The sequence below is a fragment of the Pseudomonas sp. KT_2_4 genome (genome assembly GCF_041410225.1).
GTDB lineage: Bacteria > Pseudomonadota > Gammaproteobacteria > Pseudomonadales > Pseudomonadaceae > Aquipseudomonas > Aquipseudomonas paracarnis.
In genome coordinates this window covers 2,662,304-2,681,115 of the sequence record NZ_CP166962.1, presented here as the reverse complement: position 1 = coordinate 2,681,115, position 18,812 = coordinate 2,662,304, and the positions used below count along the sequence as shown (strand labels likewise).

Annotated in this window: 15 protein-coding genes; 9 read left to right on the top strand and 6 right to left on the bottom strand. The window is 60.7% G+C overall.

All coding sequences use genetic code 11. The features are described from left to right. Window positions 1-143: 143 nt before the first annotated feature. Genes AB9N64_RS12340 through AB9N64_RS12330 form a run of 3 tightly spaced genes read right to left on the bottom strand, consistent with a single transcriptional unit; the run spans window position 144 to window position 3,249 of the window. On the bottom strand, window positions 144-965 hold the full coding sequence (locus AB9N64_RS12340) for a M23 family metallopeptidase (RefSeq protein ID WP_014719811.1): 822 nt from the start codon (window positions 963-965) through the stop codon (window positions 144-146). 3 nt (window positions 966-968) lie between these two features. After that, entirely contained in the window at window positions 969-2,348 is a 1,380-nt protein-coding gene (gene xseA / locus AB9N64_RS12335; protein WP_201914327.1) for an exodeoxyribonuclease VII large subunit, read from the bottom strand. A 10-nt stretch (window positions 2,349-2,358) separates the two neighbouring features. After that, window positions 2,359-3,249 carry a LysR family transcriptional regulator gene (locus AB9N64_RS12330; protein WP_137270791.1) on the bottom strand — a complete coding sequence of 297 codons (891 nt, stop codon included), beginning with the start codon at window positions 3,247-3,249 and terminating at the stop codon, window positions 2,359-2,361. Window positions 3,250-3,348: 99 nt separating this feature from the next. Between AB9N64_RS12330 and AB9N64_RS12325 the strand changes: the two genes are divergently transcribed. The 4 genes from AB9N64_RS12325 to guaA all read left to right on the top strand — a co-directional run bounded on the left by AB9N64_RS12325 (window position 3,349) and on the right by guaA (window position 8,034). Further along, the gene (locus AB9N64_RS12325; RefSeq protein ID WP_201914328.1) at window positions 3,349-4,116 is read left to right on the top strand and encodes a sulfite exporter TauE/SafE family protein; all 768 of its coding nucleotides are present in this window, start codon (window positions 3,349-3,351) and stop codon (window positions 4,114-4,116) included. 137 nt (window positions 4,117-4,253) lie between these two features. Further along, window positions 4,254-4,802, top strand: coding sequence for a hypothetical protein (locus AB9N64_RS12320; RefSeq protein WP_005791157.1), 549 nt, complete (start codon window positions 4,254-4,256; stop codon window positions 4,800-4,802). A gap of 104 nt (window positions 4,803-4,906) precedes the next feature. Continuing rightward, window positions 4,907-6,376 carry an IMP dehydrogenase gene (gene guaB, locus AB9N64_RS12315; RefSeq protein ID WP_014719807.1) on the top strand — a complete coding sequence of 490 codons (1,470 nt, stop codon included), beginning with the start codon at window positions 4,907-4,909 and terminating at the stop codon, window positions 6,374-6,376. Window positions 6,377-6,456: 80 nt separating this feature from the next. Continuing rightward, window positions 6,457-8,034, top strand: coding sequence for a glutamine-hydrolyzing GMP synthase (gene guaA, locus AB9N64_RS12310; protein ID WP_003193997.1), 1,578 nt, complete (start codon window positions 6,457-6,459; stop codon window positions 8,032-8,034). Between the two features lie 141 nt (window positions 8,035-8,175). Here guaA and AB9N64_RS12305 read toward each other — a convergent pair whose 3' ends face one another. Then, on the bottom strand, window positions 8,176-8,487 hold the full coding sequence (locus AB9N64_RS12305) for a hypothetical protein (protein WP_014719805.1): 312 nt from the start codon (window positions 8,485-8,487) through the stop codon (window positions 8,176-8,178). Between the two features lie 129 nt (window positions 8,488-8,616). After that, complete coding sequence (gene treR, locus AB9N64_RS12300) at window positions 8,617-9,321, bottom strand: trehalose operon repressor (RefSeq protein WP_102665952.1); 705 nt, start codon at window positions 9,319-9,321, stop codon at window positions 8,617-8,619. A 254-nt stretch (window positions 9,322-9,575) separates the two neighbouring features. On the opposite strand from treR, the gene treP reads away from it, so the two are divergent. The 5 genes from treP to AB9N64_RS12275 all read left to right on the top strand — a co-directional run bounded on the left by treP (window position 9,576) and on the right by AB9N64_RS12275 (window position 17,159). Beyond that, the gene (gene treP, locus AB9N64_RS12295; RefSeq protein ID WP_014719803.1) at window positions 9,576-11,018 is read left to right on the top strand and encodes a PTS system trehalose-specific EIIBC component; all 1,443 of its coding nucleotides are present in this window, start codon (window positions 9,576-9,578) and stop codon (window positions 11,016-11,018) included. A 122-nt stretch (window positions 11,019-11,140) separates the two neighbouring features. Further along, window positions 11,141-12,787: an alpha,alpha-phosphotrehalase gene (gene treC / locus AB9N64_RS12290; RefSeq protein WP_122300889.1), complete on the top strand. Its 1,647-nt coding sequence runs from the start codon at window positions 11,141-11,143 to the stop codon at window positions 12,785-12,787. 164 nt (window positions 12,788-12,951) lie between these two features. Next, a complete protein-coding gene (locus tag AB9N64_RS12285) occupies window positions 12,952-14,172 on the top strand; it encodes a carbohydrate porin (protein ID WP_014719801.1) in 1,221 nt (406 codons plus the stop codon). Window positions 14,173-14,343: 171 nt separating this feature from the next. Further along, a complete protein-coding gene (gene ptsP / locus AB9N64_RS12280) occupies window positions 14,344-16,878 on the top strand; it encodes a phosphoenolpyruvate--protein phosphotransferase (RefSeq protein ID WP_236466183.1) in 2,535 nt (844 codons plus the stop codon). 2 nt (window positions 16,879-16,880) lie between these two features. Further along, window positions 16,881-17,159 (top strand): PTS transporter subunit EIIB, encoded by a 279-nt coding sequence (locus AB9N64_RS12275; RefSeq protein WP_103452547.1) that lies wholly within the window; start codon window positions 16,881-16,883, stop codon window positions 17,157-17,159. Window positions 17,160-17,295: 136 nt separating this feature from the next. On the opposite strand, the gene mltF is transcribed toward AB9N64_RS12275, so the two are convergent. After that, a complete protein-coding gene (gene mltF / locus AB9N64_RS12270; protein ID WP_014719798.1) occupies window positions 17,296-18,756 on the bottom strand; it encodes a membrane-bound lytic murein transglycosylase MltF in 1,461 nt (486 codons plus the stop codon). Window positions 18,757-18,812 lie beyond the last annotated feature (56 nt).

Sequence of the window (18,812 nt, the reverse complement as noted above, 5' to 3'; positions counted from 1 at the left end):
GTTTTTGTTGCTGTGGGTTTGTCAGGTGCGCAATTGAGGCGACGGCTTGCACCATCGCAGGAAAGCCAGCTCCCACACTGGGCAGCCTTCCAATGTAGGAGCCGGGCTTGCCCGCGATGAGGCCCGTAGTTTCACATTTGATATCAGGGTTGGAACGCGCCGATAAAGATCGCTGGATCTACACGTGCATCGTTCAGGCTGACGTTCCAGTGCATGTGCGGGCCAGTCGCCCGGCCAGTCGCACCCACCTTGCCCACCACCGCGCCGCGCACCAGTTGCTGGCCCACCTTCACGTCGATTTTGGACATATGGCAGAACATGCTGATAAAACCCTGGCCATGGTCGACGAACACCGTGTTGCCATTGAAGAAGTAATTGCCCACCAGAATGACCTTGCCGTTGGCGGGCGTCTTGATCGGCGTACCGGCCGGCACGGCGAAGTCCAGGCCCGAGTGCGGGTTGCGCTCTTCGCCGTTGAAGAAGCGTCGCACGCCGAACTTGCTCGACAGCGGCCCGCTCACCGGTTTATCCAGCACCAGGTTGCTCGGCAGGTTCGGGCTGAAACTGCGGTAAGCCTTGAGCTGCACAGCCAGTTCGCCTTCGATGCGCTTGAGCTGGGCCGGGTCAGGGTTGACCTGGCTCTTGTTCTTCAAAGTGATGCGCTGTTCCGGATACTTCTTGTAGCCGACGATAAACGGCAGGTTGCGCCCACCGCTGCTGATGCGCTCGTTGCCGGGCTTGACCGTCAACGGGATGCCGACAATGGCCAGCCAGTTGTCCTGCTCCTTGACCACCAGCACCGGCTTGCCCTGGTAAGTGGCTTTCGGCGCCGTGGCCGAAGGGCCCAGCTCGACGACGGCCACGCCGCCAGGCACCGGTTTGTTCAGGGTTCGCGTGATGTAGCTGTCGGCGTGGGCATTAAACGTGAGGCACAACAGCATCAACAGGCTCAGTAGGCGTGGCATCGATCAATCCAATAATGAAAGGGTGACGGGTGTCAGGTGGTTGTCTTCCACCCGCACTTGCAATTGGCCTTCACCCAGGCGCGCGGTGAGGCGCTGGCCGGTGTGGGTTTGCGCGGCATTGCGAATCGCCTGGCCGCGCTCGTCCAACAGGATGCTGTAGCCGCGGCCCAGGGTCGCCAGCGGGCTGACCACCTGCAATGTCTGCACTTGGCTCTGCAGTTGCAGACGCCGAGCCTTGAGACCTTCGCGCATGGCGCGGGGCAGGCGTTCGGCGAGGCTGTCCAGGCGCTGGCGCAAGAGTGCCAGTTGACGGCCCGGGTGCTGGCCGGCGAGGCGGGTCTCCAGGCGGATCAAGCGCTCGCGACGGGTATTGAGGCTGCGCTCAAAGGCACGGCGCAAGCGCATGTCCAGGTCATCCAGGCGCTGGGCCTGCTGGCGCAAGCGCTCGCCCGGATGACGCAGGCGCCGGGCCATGCCTTCCAGGCGCAGGCGGCTGTGGCTCAGGCGGTTGCGTATCAGCATCACCAGGCGGCGCTGCAGGTTTTCTACCTGGCGCACCAGATGGCTGGCGTCGGGAGCCAACAACTCGGCGGCGGCGGAGGGAGTAGGGGCGCGGACGTCCGCCACGAAGTCGCTGATGGACACATCGGTTTCATGACCAACGGCGCTGACGATAGGGGTAACACAGGCATCAACTGCACGGGCCACCGCCTCTTCGTTGAAGCACCACAAGTCTTCAAGGGAGCCACCGCCACGGGCCAGGATCAGCGCGTCGAAACCACGAGCGTCGGCGAGTTTCAGCGCCCGCACGATCTGCGGGATTGCTTCGCGGCCTTGCACGGCGGTAGGGATCAGGGTCAGTTCAATGTTCGGCGCGCGGCGGCGGAACACGCTGATAATGTCGCGAATCACCGCGCCGGTGGGCGAGCTGATAATGCCGATGCGCCGAGGATGCACCGGCAGCGCCACCTTGCGTTCGGCACTGAACAGGCCTTCGGCGCTCAGCTTTTCCTTCAGTGCATCAAAGGCCAGGCGCAGCGCACCGTCACCGGCTGGCTCCACGGTATCGAGGATCAGTTGGTAATCACCACGGCCCTCGAACAACGAGACCTTGCCGCGCACCTTCACCGCCAGCCCGTCCCTCAACGCCTGGCGTACGCGTGCAGCGTTGTTGCGAAACAGCGCACAACGCACTTGGGCCCCGCTGTCCTTGAGCGTGAAATACACATGGCCGGAGGCTGGGCGAGCGAGGTTGGAGATCTCGCCTTCCACCCAGATATTGGTGAACACGTCTTCCAGCAACACCCGCGCACGGCCGTTGAGCTGGCTGACAGTCAGGACTTCGCGGTCCAGGCCCAAACGGGCAAAAGGATCTTTAATCATGGGCGGCAGTTTATAGGCATTCGTGCAGGGTTTGACAGAATTGCTCCACCAGCGGGCTCTGCACTTGCGCGCAGGCCAGGGCCACGGTGCTGTGGCAGTCCGGGTCGGCCAGGGGTAAAAAGTGCAGGTTGGCGGGGGCGATGTCCTGCATGGATTTTGGTAACAAGGCAATACCGAAACCGGCCTGGATCAATTGCAACTGCGTGCTCTTGCGCGACATCACCCGTGCGGCCTTGGGGAAAAAACCTGCACGCATGCACAATTCGGCCGACAGATAACTCAGCCCGCCGCGTTGGGGATGGGGGATCGAGATAAACGCTTGGTCCTTTAGCTGTGCCAACTCCACCGGCGCGTCGCTGCGTGCCAACGGATGATTCGGCGGCACCGCCAGCACCAACGGCTCCGTGTACAACGGCAGCACACGCACGCCGTCGCGCTGGCGCAGTACGGGCAAGCGTAGCAGGCCGACGTCCAGGCGACCCTCGGCGATATCCTCCAACTGAGCTTCGGAGGAGAGCTTGGCAATATCCACCGACACGCCCGGACAGCCCTCTAGCCAGTTGCTGATGCCGTGCAATAACGCGCCGCTCATCGGCACGGTGCTCGAGTGACTCAGGCGCAGCGTTCCAAGCTGGCCATTGCCTACGAGGGTCGCCACTTCGCTGGCCTTGAGCAACTCACTCAACAAATTGCGCGCCCGTGGGTAGAACGCTTCACCGGCCGCTGTGAGCCGCGGTTGGCGTGCGGTGCGTTCGAACAATGGGGTTTGAAGTTGATTTTCCAGTTCCTTGATCTGCCGGCTCAAGGCCGACTGCGCCACAAACAGGCGTTCGGCCGCGGCACTGAAGCTGCCGCTCTCGGCGATTTCGACGAAGTAACGCAGTTGCCGCGTGGAGATCACGAGTCATGCCTTTTTGAGATGAGTGGCTGGCTTTGAAGATATTAGTCGCAACAGTAGACAATGGCTAAAGTGAAGGCCATGTCCAACAAGGAATAACCCATGAGCCTGGTTGAGTTGATGAGTCAGTGGTCGGTCGGGGCTGTGGATTGGCTGGTGATCGGCCTGGGCGTGGTGCTGGCCTATGTGGTGTTTGGCATTGCCGGGTTCGGGACGGCCTTGGTCGCCGGGCCAATCCTGATTCTATTCATGCCGCTGTCGAAGATCATCCCGTTGCTGGTGCTGCTGGATTTTGTCGCGGCGTTTGGCGGCCTGCTGCAAGCGCGGCACGATGTGAACAAGCCGGAACTGTTGCGGTTGCTGCCCTGCATGGCCATCGGCTGCAGCCTGGGCGTGGGGTTTTTGCTCAACTTGCATTCGGACTTGTTGCTGTTGTTGATGGGGCTGTTTATCAGTGCCTACGCGATTTACAGCCTGGCGGTGAAAGCACGGCCGACTCAATTGGCGGCGGGCTGGTCGATTCCCATGGGCACTGTGGGTGGCCTGTTTGGGGCGCTATTTGGTAGTGGCGGCTTTTTATATGCGATTTACCTTAACAGCCGTTTACCCAAAGACGAGGCGCGGGCGACGCAAAGCGCGCTGATCAGTTGCAGCACGGTCGTGCGTTTGAGTTTGTTCCTGATTGCCGGGGTGTATGCAGATTTGCCGTTATTGATGTTGGCGGTTTGCCTGTTGCCGGCGATGGCCCTGGGGCTGTGGTGTGGGCGCAGGCTGACGATGCGGCTGTCCCGTGAGGCGTTCGTGCGGTTGGTGACCTGGTTGGTATTGGCCAGTGGTATTGCGTTGATCGGGCGGTATTTGAGTACTTGACCTCATTTTTTCAGGGATTAAGCTGCCGTCCTCCCGGGCGTCATCGCGGGCAAGCCCGGCTCCCACAGTTGATCGCATTCCAATGTGGGAGCCGGGCTTGCCCGCGATGGCGCCAATAGCCACACCGCAGGACTCCCATGAACTCCCAAAGCATCCTTGTCCCGAAAATCTCCACCTTGCCCGTCCACGAACCCCGCGCCCGGGCGATTGTGCGCTGGCTGGTGCGCAAGAACATCATCAAGGAAGAACTCACCACTTGCGGGCGTACCGGCAACCGCATGGGCTACGCCCTGGCCGATGGCGCCCGCGCCGTGGTGCTGCACCCCGAGGCGCTGCCGTTCAACGAGCCGGTCAATGGCCTGGAGATCATCTACAAGCGTTGCATCTATACCCCGGCCAAGGGGTTTCTTGAAGAAGCCGGTTGCCCGGAATGCCTGAAGGAAGTTGGTGAGGCGCTGTTCGAAAGCCTGGAAGACTGGATGCCTGGCCACACCGACAACTTCACCTGCCCGCTGTGTGGGCATGAAGATGACATCAACGGTTTTCTGTTCCTGCAGGAATGCGGGTTTTCCAACCTGGGGTTCATCTTCAACAACTGGGCGGAGGCGGGGTTCAAGCAGAGCTTTATCGACGAATTTGCCGATTGGTTGGACCAGAAAATGAGCTGGGTCAAAGTCGAGCTTTAATCCATCTATCAGTATTACCAAGTTTGTCAGAGTTTTACATTGAGCCGGGCAGGGTGCATGTATATAATGGCGCGCTTCCATTTTCCCGCTCGGGAGCCCCCGCGATGCTGCGTATCAGCCAAGAAGCTCTGACATTCGACGACATTCTCCTAGTGCCCGGTTATTCCGAGGTGCTTCCTAACGAAGTCAGTCTCAAGACCCGCCTAACCCGTGGCATCGAGCTGAATATTCCCCTGGTTTCCGCTGCCATGGACACCGTCACCGAAGCCCGTCTGGCCATTGCCATGGCTCAGGAAGGCGGCATCGGCATCATCCACAAGAACATGACCATCGAGCAGCAAGCTGCCGAAGTGCGCAAGGTCAAGCGTTACGAAGCCGGCGTGGTGAAAGATCCGATCACCATCGAAGCTGACGCCACCGTGCGTGACCTGTTCGAACTCACGCGTATGCACAACATCTCCGGCGTCCCGGTGCTGCACGATGGCGACCTGGTCGGCATCGTCACTTCCCGTGACGTGCGTTTCGAGAACCGCCTTGAAGTCACCGTCCGTGAAGTGATGACGCCTAAAGAGCGCCTCGTCACCGTCAAGGAAGGCGCCGACAAGAACGATGTGCGCGAACTGCTGCACAAGCACCGCATCGAGCGCGTGCTGATCGTCGACGACAAATTCGCCCTCAAAGGCATGATGACCGTCAACGACATCGAAAAAGCCAAGGCTTACCCGCTGGCCAGCAAGGATGACCAAGGTCGTCTGCGTGTTGGCGCTGCCGTCGGTACCGGTAAAGACACTGGTGATCGGGTCTCGGCCCTGGTCGCCGCCGGTGTTGACGTGGTAGTGGTCGACACCGCCCACGGCCACTCCAAAGGCGTGATTGACCGCGTGCGTTGGGTCAAGCAGAACTTCCCTGACGTGCAGGTGATCGGCGGCAACATCGCCACCGGCGCTGCCGCCAAGGCCCTGGCCGAAGCGGGCGCCGACGCAGTCAAGGTCGGTATCGGCCCAGGCTCCATCTGCACCACGCGTATCGTCGCCGGTGTGGGCGTGCCGCAGATCAGCGCCATCGCTAACGTCGCCGCCGCCCTTGAAGGCACGGGCGTACCGTTGATCGCCGACGGTGGCATCCGGTTCTCCGGTGACCTGTCCAAGGCCATCGTCGCCGGTGCCTCCTGCGTGATGATGGGCTCGATGTTCGCAGGTACCGAAGAAGCGCCGGGCGAGATCGAACTGTTCCAGGGTCGTTCGTACAAGGCTTACCGTGGCATGGGTTCGCTGGGCGCCATGTCCCAGGCGCAAGGCTCTTCCGACCGTTACTTCCAGGACTCCTCGGCAGGCGCCGAGAAGCTCGTACCGGAAGGCATCGAAGGCCGTGTGCCGTACAAAGGCACCCTGAGCGCGATCATCCATCAACTGATGGGCGGCCTGCGTTCCTCGATGGGCTACACCGGCAGTGCCGACATCGAAGAAATGCGCACCAAGCCAGAGTTCGTGCGGATCACCGGCGCCGGCATGGCTGAATCCCATGTCCACGACGTGCAGATCACCAAGGAAGCGCCAAACTACCGTGTAGGTTGAGCCTTCCAGCAAAATGTTAAGTAACCGGGGCTGTTCTTCAGCCCCGAGTTGTTTCTGATTCATTAGACGAGACTGACTTCATGGCCCTCGACATTCACGCCCACCGCATCCTGATCCTCGACTTCGGTTCCCAGTACACCCAACTGATCGCCCGCCGCGTGCGTGAAATCGGCGTGTACTGCGAACTGCACCCGTTCGACATGGACGATGAAGCGATCCGCGAATTCGCACCCAAAGGCGTAATTCTCGCCGGTGGCCCCGAGTCCGTTCACGAAGCCAACAGCCCGCGCTGCCCGCAGGCGGTATTCGACCTGGGTGTGCCGGTGTTCGGCATCTGCTACGGCATGCAGACCATGGCCGAGCAACTGGGCGGCAAGGTTGAAGGTTCCGAGTTGCGTGAATTCGGTTATGCCCGTGTAGACGTGGTCGGCAAGAGCCGCCTGCTGGACGGCATCGAAGACCACATCGACGCCGACGGCCTGTTCGGCCTCGACGTGTGGATGAGCCACGGTGACAAGGTCACCAAAATGCCGGAAGACTTCCACATCCTGGCAAGCACCCCGAGCTGCCCGATTGCCGGCATGTTCAGCGACGAGCGTCGCTACTACGGCGTGCAATTCCACCCGGAAGTGACCCACACCAAGCAAGGCGGGCGCATCCTGTCGCGTTTCATCCTCGACATCTGCGAGTGTGAAGCCCTGTGGACCCCGTCGAAAATTGCTGAAGATGCCATCGCCCAAGTGCGCGCCCAGGTCGGCACTGACAACGTATTGCTTGGCCTGTCCGGCGGCGTTGACTCCTCGGTTGTAGCGGCACTGCTGCACAAGGCCATCGGCGACCAACTGACCTGCGTGTTTGTCGACAACGGCCTGCTGCGCCTGCACGAAGGTGAGCAAGTGATGGCCATGTTCGCCGAGAACATGGGCGTCAAGGTGATCCGCGCCAACGCTGAGGACCAGTTCCTCAACAACCTGGCCGGCGAGTCCGACCCGGAGAAGAAGCGCAAGATCATCGGTCGTACCTTCATCGACGTATTCGATGCCGAGTCCACCAAACTGGACAACATCAAGTACCTCGCCCAGGGCACCATCTACCCCGACGTGATCGAGTCGGCCGGCGCCAAGAGCGGCAAGGCCCACGTGATCAAGTCCCACCACAACGTGGGTGGCCTGCCTGAGGAAATGAACCTCAAGCTGGTAGAACCGCTGCGCGAACTGTTCAAGGACGAAGTCCGCCGTCTGGGCCTGGAACTGGGCCTGCCGTACGACATGGTCTACCGCCACCCATTCCCAGGCCCGGGCCTGGGCGTGCGTATCCTCGGTGAAGTGAAAAAGGAATACGCCGACCTGCTGCGTCGTGCCGACCACATCTTCATCGAAGAACTGCGCAAGGCCGACTGGTACCACAAGGTTAGCCAGGCGTTCGTGGTGTTCCAGCCGGTGAAATCGGTGGGCGTTGTCGGCGATGGTCGTCGTTACGCATGGGTTGTTGCGCTGCGCGCCGTAGAGACCATCGACTTCATGACAGCGCGTTGGGCACACCTGCCTTACGAACTGCTGGAGACGGTCAGCGGCCGTATCATCAATGAGATCGAAGGTATCTCCCGCGTGACGTATGACGTGTCGAGCAAGCCGCCGGCGACGATTGAGTGGGAGTGATGGGACGTCCGGCATTGCCGGGCCCCCACTAGAAAGAAATACCCTGGAGCCCGCGTAATTGCGGGCTTTTGGCTTTTTGGGTCTGGCAAATTCTGGCAGCCTTGTGCATCGCCAAGTACCTTGTGTCTTTTCGCTGACGGATTACCGGCGGCCTTCGCAAACGGGTGATTCGCCGATGCGGCCTTCCTTGCAAAGGTCGATGTTATCTGTGCGCTTGAAACCTGCGTCTTTCATGCAATAAAACCGCGTGAGCACCTGGTCAATCGGGGTTCTGTCGCCCGTCCCTATCAGGTTGGTATAGCCGCATGCGGTCATGGCGTGTTTGACGTCCTCTTCAGACACCCCGATCTTCTTCCAATTGGTAAATTCCGGCGGCGGTGGTTGAAAGCCTCTGCCGGTGCAGCCGATCAATAGCAACGCGTACATACTCGACACCAGGCTCTTCCTGAACATCGTATTCTCTCCCTTGGTTTGACTCGAATAATGTGTACGGCGTCTGCGCAACAGTTAATGCAGTCACTACGAAGAAGGTTTTTCGTGAAGGGTATTTTTCGTGGTGTCAGTGGGTTTCACGGCTTACGCTTACCGCCGCGCTATATCCGAAAAATAAAACTTATCCAACGTATGCCGCGACTCGGTGTACTCGAACTGCCTTCCATCCTGCAAGAACGTCTGGTTACTCACCACAATCACATGGCTTTGCCCCTCCAGATCCAGATGCGCCTGGTCGTCCTTGCTGCGCGGCAGGGCTTCGATGGTGCGCTGTGCATAGCTGATCTGCAGCTCCAGCGTTTGCTCTATAAACGCGTAGATGGACTGCTCGGCAATCGAGCGGTCCAGGCCGGGGAGCAGGTCGGCGACGAAGTGGTTGATGTCGAGAATCACCCGCTTGCCGCCGATACGGCGTACCCGTTTGATGCGGGTGATCAGTGTGCCCGGCTCGGCTTCGATGTGTTGTAGCAGAGAACCTTCCAGCGGGAATTGGGTGAACTCGACGACGTCAGTACGTACGTCATCGCCCAGGTCAGCGTGGGTTTCGTGGAAGCTGACGATGCCGCCCAGTTGGAACTCGATCGGGTTGGGCGATAACACAAAGGTGCCCTTGCCGTGGATCTTTTGCGCAAAGCCACGTTCCTGCAACTGCTCGATGGCGCGCCGTACGGTGCCACGGCTGGCCTGGTAGGCGTCCATCAGTTCGGTTTCGGAGGGAAGGCGCGTACCGCGTTGCAGGCGCTCGGTGGTGATGCTGGCAAGCAGATCCGTATAGATCTGGTTGTATTTGCTCATGGGATGGCTCTTGCCCGGCGTTATGAAGGTGGACTGCGCGTTCAAGGCAGGAACCATAGTGGCAGAGGTGGGGTTTGTCCATTGGACAGCGGTGCGAGCCGGGGAAAAATCTGACAGAAAGCTCGCAGGCATAAACAAAAGTGTAACTCGTACAGACGAGTTGTTGATTTAACTCGTACAGACGAGTACTTTTCCCTCCTCGGCGTGCTGCCAACGACTGCCACCCATAAAAACAATCACAGTGGAAAACGAGCATGAGCCACGACTATTCAACGATTGCCCGCGAGATTCTCGACAACCTCGGGGGCCGCGAAAACCTTGAGCAGGCCGCCCATTGCGTGACCCGCCTGCGCCTGGCGCTCAAGGACCCCAGCCTGGTCAACAGCAGTGCCCTGAACCAGGTCGATCTGGTCAAGGGCTCGTTCTTTACCGGTGGCCTGTTCCAGGTGGTGATCGGCCCCGGCGAAGTGGAAAAGGTCTACGCCGCCCTGCGCGAGCTGACCGGCCTGGCCGCGTCGACCATTGCCGACGTCAAGAAAGCCGGCGGCGACAAGACCAACCCCATGCAGCGTCTGGTGCGGGTGTTCTCCGATGTGTTCATGCCGATCCTGCCCGCGCTGATCATTGCCGGCCTGTTGATGGGCGTGAACAACCTGATGGGCGCCAAGGGCATGTTCATCGAAGGCAAGACGCTGCTGGAGGCCTACCCGAACCTGGATGGTCTGTGGAGCCTGATCAACCTGATGGCCAACACCTCCTTCGTGTTCCTGCCGGCACTGGTGGGCTGGTCGGCGGCCAAGCGGTTCGGCGGCAGTGAAATCCTCGGCATCGTGCTGGGCCTGATGCTGGTGCACCCGGACCTGCTCAACGCCTGGAACTACGGCAAGGCGGTTGCCGGCCTCGACGGCCAGAGCCTGCCGTACTTCGATATCTTCGGCTGGTTCCAGATCGAGAAAGTCGGTTACCAGGGGCAGATCCTGCCGATCCTGATGGCGGCCTTTGTCATGAGCGTGATCGAAAAGTGGCTGCGGGCGCGGGTGCCGAATGCCATTCAACTGCTGGTGGTGCCGATCACCACTATCGTCGTCACCGGCGTGCTGGCCCTGGCGATTATCGGCCCGGTGACCCGTCACCTTGGCATCCTGATCACCGAAGGTTTGGTGACCCTGTTCGAGATCGCCCCGATGATCGGCGGCGCGATTTTCGGCCTGCTCTATGCGCCGCTGGTGATCACCGGCATGCACCACATGTTCCTCGCCGTCGACCTGCAGTTGATCTCCACTCAGGGCGGCACCTTTATCTGGCCGATGATCGTCATGTCCAACCTGGCCCAGGGCAGCGCCGCCCTCGGGGTGTTCTACATGACCCGCAACGCGCGGGACAAAAGCATGGCCTCGACCTCGGCGATTTCCGCTTACTTCGGCATCACGGAGCCGGCGATGTTCGGCGTGAACCTGCGCTTCAAATTTCCGTTCTATGCCGCGCTGCTGGGCTCGGCGCTGGGCAGCATTTTTCTGTCGTTGAACAAGGTGCAGGCCTCGGCCATCGGCGTCGGTGGGTTGCCCGGGTTTATCTCGATCGTGCCGAGCGCGATTCCGATGTTCGTGATCGGCATGGTCGTGGCGATGGTCGTGCCGTTTGCGCTGACGTGCATGTTGAGCATGAAGATCGTTCGGCCTGGTTACCGGGTCGCCTGAAGATCGCTATCGCAGGCAAGCCAGCTCCCACAGTGATGTGTGAACACATTCAAGTGTGGGAGCTGGCTTGCCTGCGATGAGGCCAGAAGGGCCAGCACCCAACTCTACTGAAGGAACCCACCATGCAAACCTGGCAACACTCGGTGATCTACCAGATCTACCCCAAAAGCTTCCACAGCCACGCGGGTAACGCCACCGGTGACCTGTTGGGCATCGTGGACAAACTCGACTACCTCAAATGGCTGGGCGTGGATTGCCTGTGGGTTACCCCGTTCCTGCGCTCGCCCCAGCGCGACAACGGCTACGACATCAGCGACTACTACGCCATCGACCCCAGCTACGGCACTATGGCCGACTGCGACCTGCTGATCAGCGAAGCCGCCAAGCGTGGTATCAAGCTGATGCTCGATATCGTGGTCAACCACACCTCCATCGAACACGAATGGTTCCAGCAGGCGCGCAGCAGCCTCGACAATCCCTATCGTGACTTCTACATCTGGCGCGACCAGCCGAACAACTGGGAATCCAAGTTCGGCGGCTCGGCCTGGGAATACGAAGCGCAGACTGGCCAGTACTACCTGCATCTGTTCGACCATACACAGGCCGACCTCAATTGGGACAACCCCCAGGTGCGCGCCGAAGTGTTCAAGATGATGCGCTTCTGGCGCGACAAAGGCGTGGGCGGCTTCCGCCTGGATGTGATCAACCTGATCTCCAAGCCCGCCGACTTCCCCGAGGACAACAGCGACGGCCGCCGCTTCTACACCGACGGCCCGAACGTGCACCAATACTTGCAGCAAATGCACCGTGAAGTCTTTGAAGGCCATGACCTTATCAACGTGGGCGAGATGTCATCCACCCGCCTGGAACACTGCATTCGCTACTCGAATCCAGCGTCTAAAGAACTGTCGATGACCTTCAACTTCCACCACCTGAAAGTCGATTACCCCAACCTGCAAAAGTGGGTGAAGGCTGACTTCGACTTCCTGCAACTCAAGCAGATTTTCTCCGACTGGCAGATGGGCATGCAGGCCGGCGGCGGCTGGAACGCGTTGTTCTGGTGCAACCACGATCAGCCACGGGTGGTCTCGCGCTTTGGTGACGACGGACAATACCGCGTGGTCTCGGCCAAGATGCTCGCCACGGCGCTGCACTTTCTGCAGGGCACGCCGTATGTGTATCAGGGCGAAGAGTTGGGTATGACCAATCCAGGCTTCGACAGCATCTCGCAATACCGCGATGTGGAAACCCTGAACATCTTCCGCCTCAAGCGCGACGCGGGAGAGTCCGAAGCCTCGAGCATGGCGGCGATCATGCAGAAGTCCCGCGATAACGGGCGTACGCCCATGCAGTGGAGCACCGAAGCGAACGCGGGGTTCAGCCGCGGTGAACCCTGGATCGGCATTCCCGCGAATGCTGCGCAGATCAACGTCGCAAGCCAGGTGGATGACACGGATTCGGTGCTGCATCACTACCGCAGGCTGATCGATCTGCGCCGTCGCGAACCGCTGATACAGCAAGGCGTTTACCGCCCGATGCTGCAAGACCATCTCCAGGTCTGGGCGTACCTGCGTGAAGGCCACGGCGAGCGCCTGTTGGTACTCAACAACTTCTATGGATCGCCATGCAAGATCCAGCTGCCAGAAGGCGTGATCAACGCCGAGAGCGAGCAACGCCTGTTGATCAGCAACTACCCCGACTGCCCCCTGCGCACTAGCACTGTGCTGTTACGTCCTTATGAATCCTTCGTGCTGCACCTGACTGATTGAAACACCCCCTGCAGGAGCGAGCTTGCTCGCGAAGATCGTCAACGAAAACGCGCCCCTCCAGGTGTTGCGTGGAGGCAGGAAGTTTTTCGCGAGCAAGCTCGCTCCTACAGGGATCGCGTCATGCAAGACAGTAATAAAAACAATAAAAATAAAAGGAGCGTTTCATGAAAACAACAATAAAGCTGGGCCTTATTGCCTCCTGCCTCACGGTGCCTGTTGGCGCGCAAGCCCTGGAGTTTGCCGGGTATTTGCGCAGCGGCGTGGGCACGTCAACGGGCAGCGGCAAGCAGCAATGTTTCCAACTGCCGGGTGCGCAAACCAAATACCGCCTGGGTAACGAATGCGAGCAGTACGCCGAGCTGGAACTGCGTCAGGATTTGCTGACCCTCGACGACGGTTCTGTGTTCAGCGTCGATGCCATGGCGTCCCTCTACAACCGGTACGACCGCGCCCTGAAGTTCCAGGGTGAAAACAACGGCTCGGCGCGCATGCCGCAGATGTATGCGCAATGGTCCAACCTGCCCAGTCTCAATGGCGGTTCGCTGTGGGCCGGGCGGCGTTACTACAAACGTAACGACATCCATATTTCCGACTTCTACTACTGGAACCAGAGCGCCACCGGCGGTGGGATCGAGGACGTGTTGATCGGCGGCTTGAAATACAGCTACGCCCTGTCGCGCAAGGACAACCTGTACCAGAAGGAATACGCCACCCGTCACGACTTCAACGTCGCAGGTTTCAAGACCAACCCCGGTGGCGAACTGGAACTTGGCTTGAGCTACATCGCCAAGGCCGGTGGGCGTGACACCAACAGTGGCTGGGCGCTGACGGCGCAGCATGTACAAGCGGCTTTCCTGGGAGGCAAGAACAAGTTTGCCCTGCAGTACGGCGAAGGCCCTGGCACCGGCCTGGGTTACACCGGCAATACCACGTTGGACAAAAGCAGCAAAAGTTACCGCGCCGTGGAGTTCTTTGATTGGCAAGTGACTCCGCGTTTCGGCGGGCAAGTCGAGGCGGTGTACCAGAAAGATGTGCGCCCTGGGCGTCAGGATCAGAACTGGATGTCCCTGGGTGTACGCCCGGCGTATGCGCTCAGCGAGCAATTCAAACTGGTCACTGAGCTGGGGCACGATCAGGTCGAGGCCACCGGCGGTACGCGCAAATTGAGCAAATTTACCTTCGCCCCGACCTGGTCGCCCAAAGGCCCTGAGTTCTGGGCGCGGCCGGAAGTACGGCTGTATTACACCTATGCGTCCTGGAATAAAGCGGCCAAGCGTGCGGCCAATGAGCTGGCGGCGGGCTCGGCTTTGTCCGACACCGGCGCCTATGGCACGGCGCGGCATGGGTCGAACGTCGGTGTGCAGGTCGAATATTGGTGGAAGTAATCCGCGCTTGTGTGGGAGCGGGCTTGCTCGCGAATGCAGTAGGTCAGTCAATGAATGTGTCGCCTGATACACCGCTTTCGCGAGCAAGCCCGCTCCCACCTTTGATCTTCGTCATCCTCAACCTTGCATCGACTCAATGATTTTTAAAGAACAACACAAACAGGTGAAGTCATGACCACATCTCAACCCCTGGAACTGCTGGCACCCTTGTCCGGGGTTTTGCTGGCGCTGGATCAGGTCCCCGACCCGGTATTTTCCGGCCGCGTGATTGGCGATGGCCTGTGCATCGACCCCACTTCGCAGACCCTCTGCGCGCCGTTGGCCGGGGTGGTCAGCAACATTCAGGACAGCGGCCACGCCGTCAGCGTCACCGCCGATAACGGTGTGCAGATATTGCTGCATATTGGCCTGGACACGGTGAACCTGGCGGGCCAGGGCTTCACCCGGCTGGTCGAGGAGGGCCAGCGGGTGGAGGCCGGGCAGCCGCTGATCGAATTCGATGCCGACTATGTGGCGCTCAATGCACGTAGCCTGCTGACGTTGATGCTCATTGTAAGCGGCGAGCCGTTTGTGCCGTTGGTGGCCGGTCAGGCGCTGGTCGAGTCCGGCCAGCCACTGTTGCAGGTCTCACCGGGGCAGATACCCGCAGAGGTGGACGAGGAGGAGGGCAATGCGCTGTTCTCCACGCCAGTAACCCTGCCCAACGCCAGCGGCTTGCACGCCCGCCCTGCGGCGGTGTTTGCTCAGGCGGCGAAGGGGTTCAGTTCAAGCATATTTCTGCACAAGCAAACCCTGAGCGCGAATGCCAAGTCGCTTGTGGCGATCATGGCGCTGCAGACCTCCCAGGGCGACAGCGTGCAAGTGAGCGCGGCGGGGGAAGATGCCGAGGCGGCGATCCAGGCGCTGGTGGCGTTGTTGCTCGACGGCTGTGGCGAGACGCTGCCGGTAGCCGTCGAGAAAATCAGCAAGCCCGCTGCGTCGGCGTCTTCGGCGTCCGTGTTGCGAGGCGTCTGTGCGTCGCCGGGCTCGGCGTTCGGCCAGGTGGTCCAGGTGGCTGAACCGACGCTCGACATTCCCGAAGCCGGTGCGGGAGAAACCTTCGAACGTACCGCATTGGCCCGTGGCCTGCGGGCGGCAAACGAGGCGCTGCAAGCGTTGCAGGCCAAGGCGGCCGGCAGCGCCCAGGCCGAGATTTTCCGCGCCCACCAGGAACTGCTCGAAGACCCGACCCTGCTTGAACAAGCTCATAGCCTGCTGGCCGAAGGCAAGAGCGCGGCCTTTGCCTGGAATACGGCCACGGTGGCGACCGCCAGGCTCTTCGAAGGCTTGGGTAAAACGCTGCTGGCTGAGCGTGCGGCGGATTTGGCCGACGTCGGCCAGCGCGTGCTCAAGTTGATCCTGGGGGTGCCGGAGCGTTCCATGGAGCTGCCGGAGTGCGCCATTCTGGTCGCCGAACAACTGACCCCCTCACAAACCGCCGGCCTGGATACCAGCAAAGTGCTGGGCTTCGTCACGGTCGCCGGTGGGGCTACCAGCCACGTGGCCATCCTCGCCCGGGCCCTCGGCCTGCCATCCCTTTGCGGTGTACCCAGTCAAGTATTGGCCTTGGCCAACGGCAAGCGGGTACTGCTCAATGCCGATAAAGGCGAGCTGCAGCTGGAGCCGAATCTGGCTGAAATCGAGCAACTGCAGGCGGTTCGTCAACAGCAAAAGCTACGGCTGCAGCGTGAAGTGGCACAGGCCTCACAGGCGGCGGTCACCCGCGACGGTCACCACATCGAGGTCACAGCCAACGTCGCCTCATTGCAGGAAGTGGAACAGTCACTGACCCTGGGCGCTGAAGGCGTGGGGCTGCTGCGTTCGGAGTTCCTCTACCTGGAACGCAACCGTGCCCCGAGCGCAGAGGAGCAGGCCGACACCTACAGCGCCATCGCCCGCGCCCTCGGCACCGAGCGCAATCTGGTGGTGCGTACCCTGGATGTGGGCGGCGATAAACCCTTGGCCTATGTACCGATGGAAAGCGAGACCAACCCATTCCTTGGCCTGCGCGGGATCCGCCTGTGCCTGGAACGTCCCGAACTGTTGCGTGAACAGTTGCGTGCGATTCTTGTCAGTGCAGGCTTGGCGCGGCTGCATATCATGTTGCCAATGGTCAGCCTGCTGTCGGAGCTGCATCTGGCGCGCAAAATGCTCGAAGAGGAAGCGCAGACGCTTGGCCTGAGTGAACTCCCCAAGCTGGGCATCATGATCGAAGTGCCGAGTGCGGCGTTGATGGCGGATGTGTTTGCGCCCCATGTGGATTTCTTCTCCATCGGCACCAACGACCTCACCCAATACACCCTGGCCATGGACCGCGATCACCCGCGCCTGGCCAGCCAGGCCGACAGTTTTCATCCGGCGGTGCTGCGGCTGATCGACATGACCGTTAAGGCGGCCCATGCCCACGGCAAGTGGGTGGGCGTATGTGGTGCGCTGGCATCCGAAACCCTGGCGGTGCCGGTGTTGATCGGCCTGGGCGTGGATGAGCTGTCGGTCAGCGTGCCGCTGATTCCCACCATCAAGGCCACCGTGCGCGAGTTGGACCTGCACGACTGCCAGATCATTGCCCGCCAAGTGCTGGGCCTGGAAGAAGCCGACCAAGTGCGCGAGGCCCTGCGCCTGTACCACGCGGCCACCGTTGAAACCTCACCTGTCATGGAGCACTGAGCATGTTCGAGAAATTGCAGCGGGCGTTCTGGAAAGCCCTGACGCCTGACTTGGTGGCCGAGACGGTCACGCCGACGCCGCCGAGCCTGTTGTCGGCCGATGTGGTGAGTGCATTGGGCGGGGAGGGGAACGTGACGTCACAGCAGCGCGTGGCACTCACGCGGGTGCGCGTGCAATTGCGCGAGGCGGGGCGTTTGGATGAGTCGGCGTTGAAGGCCGCGGGTATACCCGCCGTGATGGTACTGCCGGGCGGCGTGCTCCACCTGCTCACCAGCTTATAAGGCGACGATGATCAAATGTGGGAGCCGGGCTTGCCCGCGATAGCGGTGTGTCAGGCGCCGAATACCTTGACTGTCAGGCCGCCATCGCGGGCAAGCCCGGCTCCCACAGAGATTTGCTGTGTGCGGGCTGTCGTGATCAGAGTTGCGGGGTGTCTTGCGGTGGCTTGGTCTTGTCCACGCCCGGCACATGCAGGTTGCCTTCCACCACCTGGTTACCTTCCAGCTGCGGCTGGGTCACCCAGGTGAGGATGTCGTAGTAACGCCGGATGTTCGCCACAAAATGCACCGGCTCGCCGCCGCGGGCGTAGCCGTAGCGGGTCTTGCTGTACCACTGCTTCTGCGACAGGCGTGGCAGCATCTTCTTCACGTCCAGCCACTTGTTCGGGTTCAGGCCTTCTTTCTTCGCCAGGAGGCGCGCGTCGTCCAGGTGGCCGGTGCCTACGTTGTAGGCGGCGAGGGCGAACCAGGTGCGGTCGGGCTCGGCGATCTTGTCGTCCAGCTCATCCTTGATTCTGGCCAGGTACTTGGCGCCGCCCATGATGCTCTGCTTGGGGTCCAGGCGGTTGGACACGCCCATGGCTTGCGCGGTGTTCTGGGTCAGCATCATCAGGCCGCGCACGCCGGTCTTGGAGGTGACCGTGGGTTGCCACAGCGATTCCTGATAACCAATGGCTGCCAGCAGCCGCCAATCGACTTTCTCGGCCTTGGCATACGCACGAAAGTGTTTCTCATACTTGGGCAGGCGTTGTTGCAGGTGCTGGGCAAAGGTATAGGCGCCGACATAGCCGAGTACATCGACGTGCCCGTAGTAGCGGTCCTTCAGGCGTTGCAAGGTGCCATTCTTCTCGACCTTGTCCAGGTAACTGTTGATCTCGTTGAGCAGGCTGTTGTCGTCGCCTGCTGCCACGGCCCAGCTTTGATTGCTGGCATTGCCGAGGTCGAAGGCCACGCGCACGTTGGGGAAGTACACCTGGTTCATGGCCACTTCGTTGGAGTCCACCAGGGTCAGGTCGATTTGCCCTTCGTCGACCATGCGCAGCAAATCCACCACCTCAACGGCATCGGATTCTTCGTATTCAATCGCCGGGTTCTGTTTTTTCAGCGCCGCCAGTTGTTCAGCGTGGGTGCTGCCCTTGAGCACCATGATCTTCTTGCCCACCAGGTCGGCGGCATTGGTGGGACGCGATTGGCCGTTGCGGTAGATAATCTGTGGGGTGACTTCAAGGTACGGGTGGGAGAAGCGCACCTGCTGCTGGCGCTGGTCGCTGCTCACCAGGCCGGCGGCGGCGAGTACCGGGCCATTGGGTTTGCCCAGCCGGCTGAACAGGTCGTCGAGGTTGTCGGCCGTCTCGATTTCCAACTTCACCCCCAGGTCGTCGGCAAAGCGCTTGACCAGTTCGTATTCGAAGCCGGTCTCACCGTTGCGATCCTGGAAATACGTAGCGGGACTGTTGCGAGTGACCACCCGCAATACGCCATCCTCCTTGATTCGCTCCAGTGTGCTGGGTTTATCAACACAGGCACTGAGCATCAGGAAGAGCAAGGTGGCGATGAGCCATTTGACGCATCGCAGGCGCGAAACAGTTGGGAAGAACATCTGCGCAGTATACGCAAACGGCTCACGGCGCCATATCTCGACAGCGGCGCACTTGT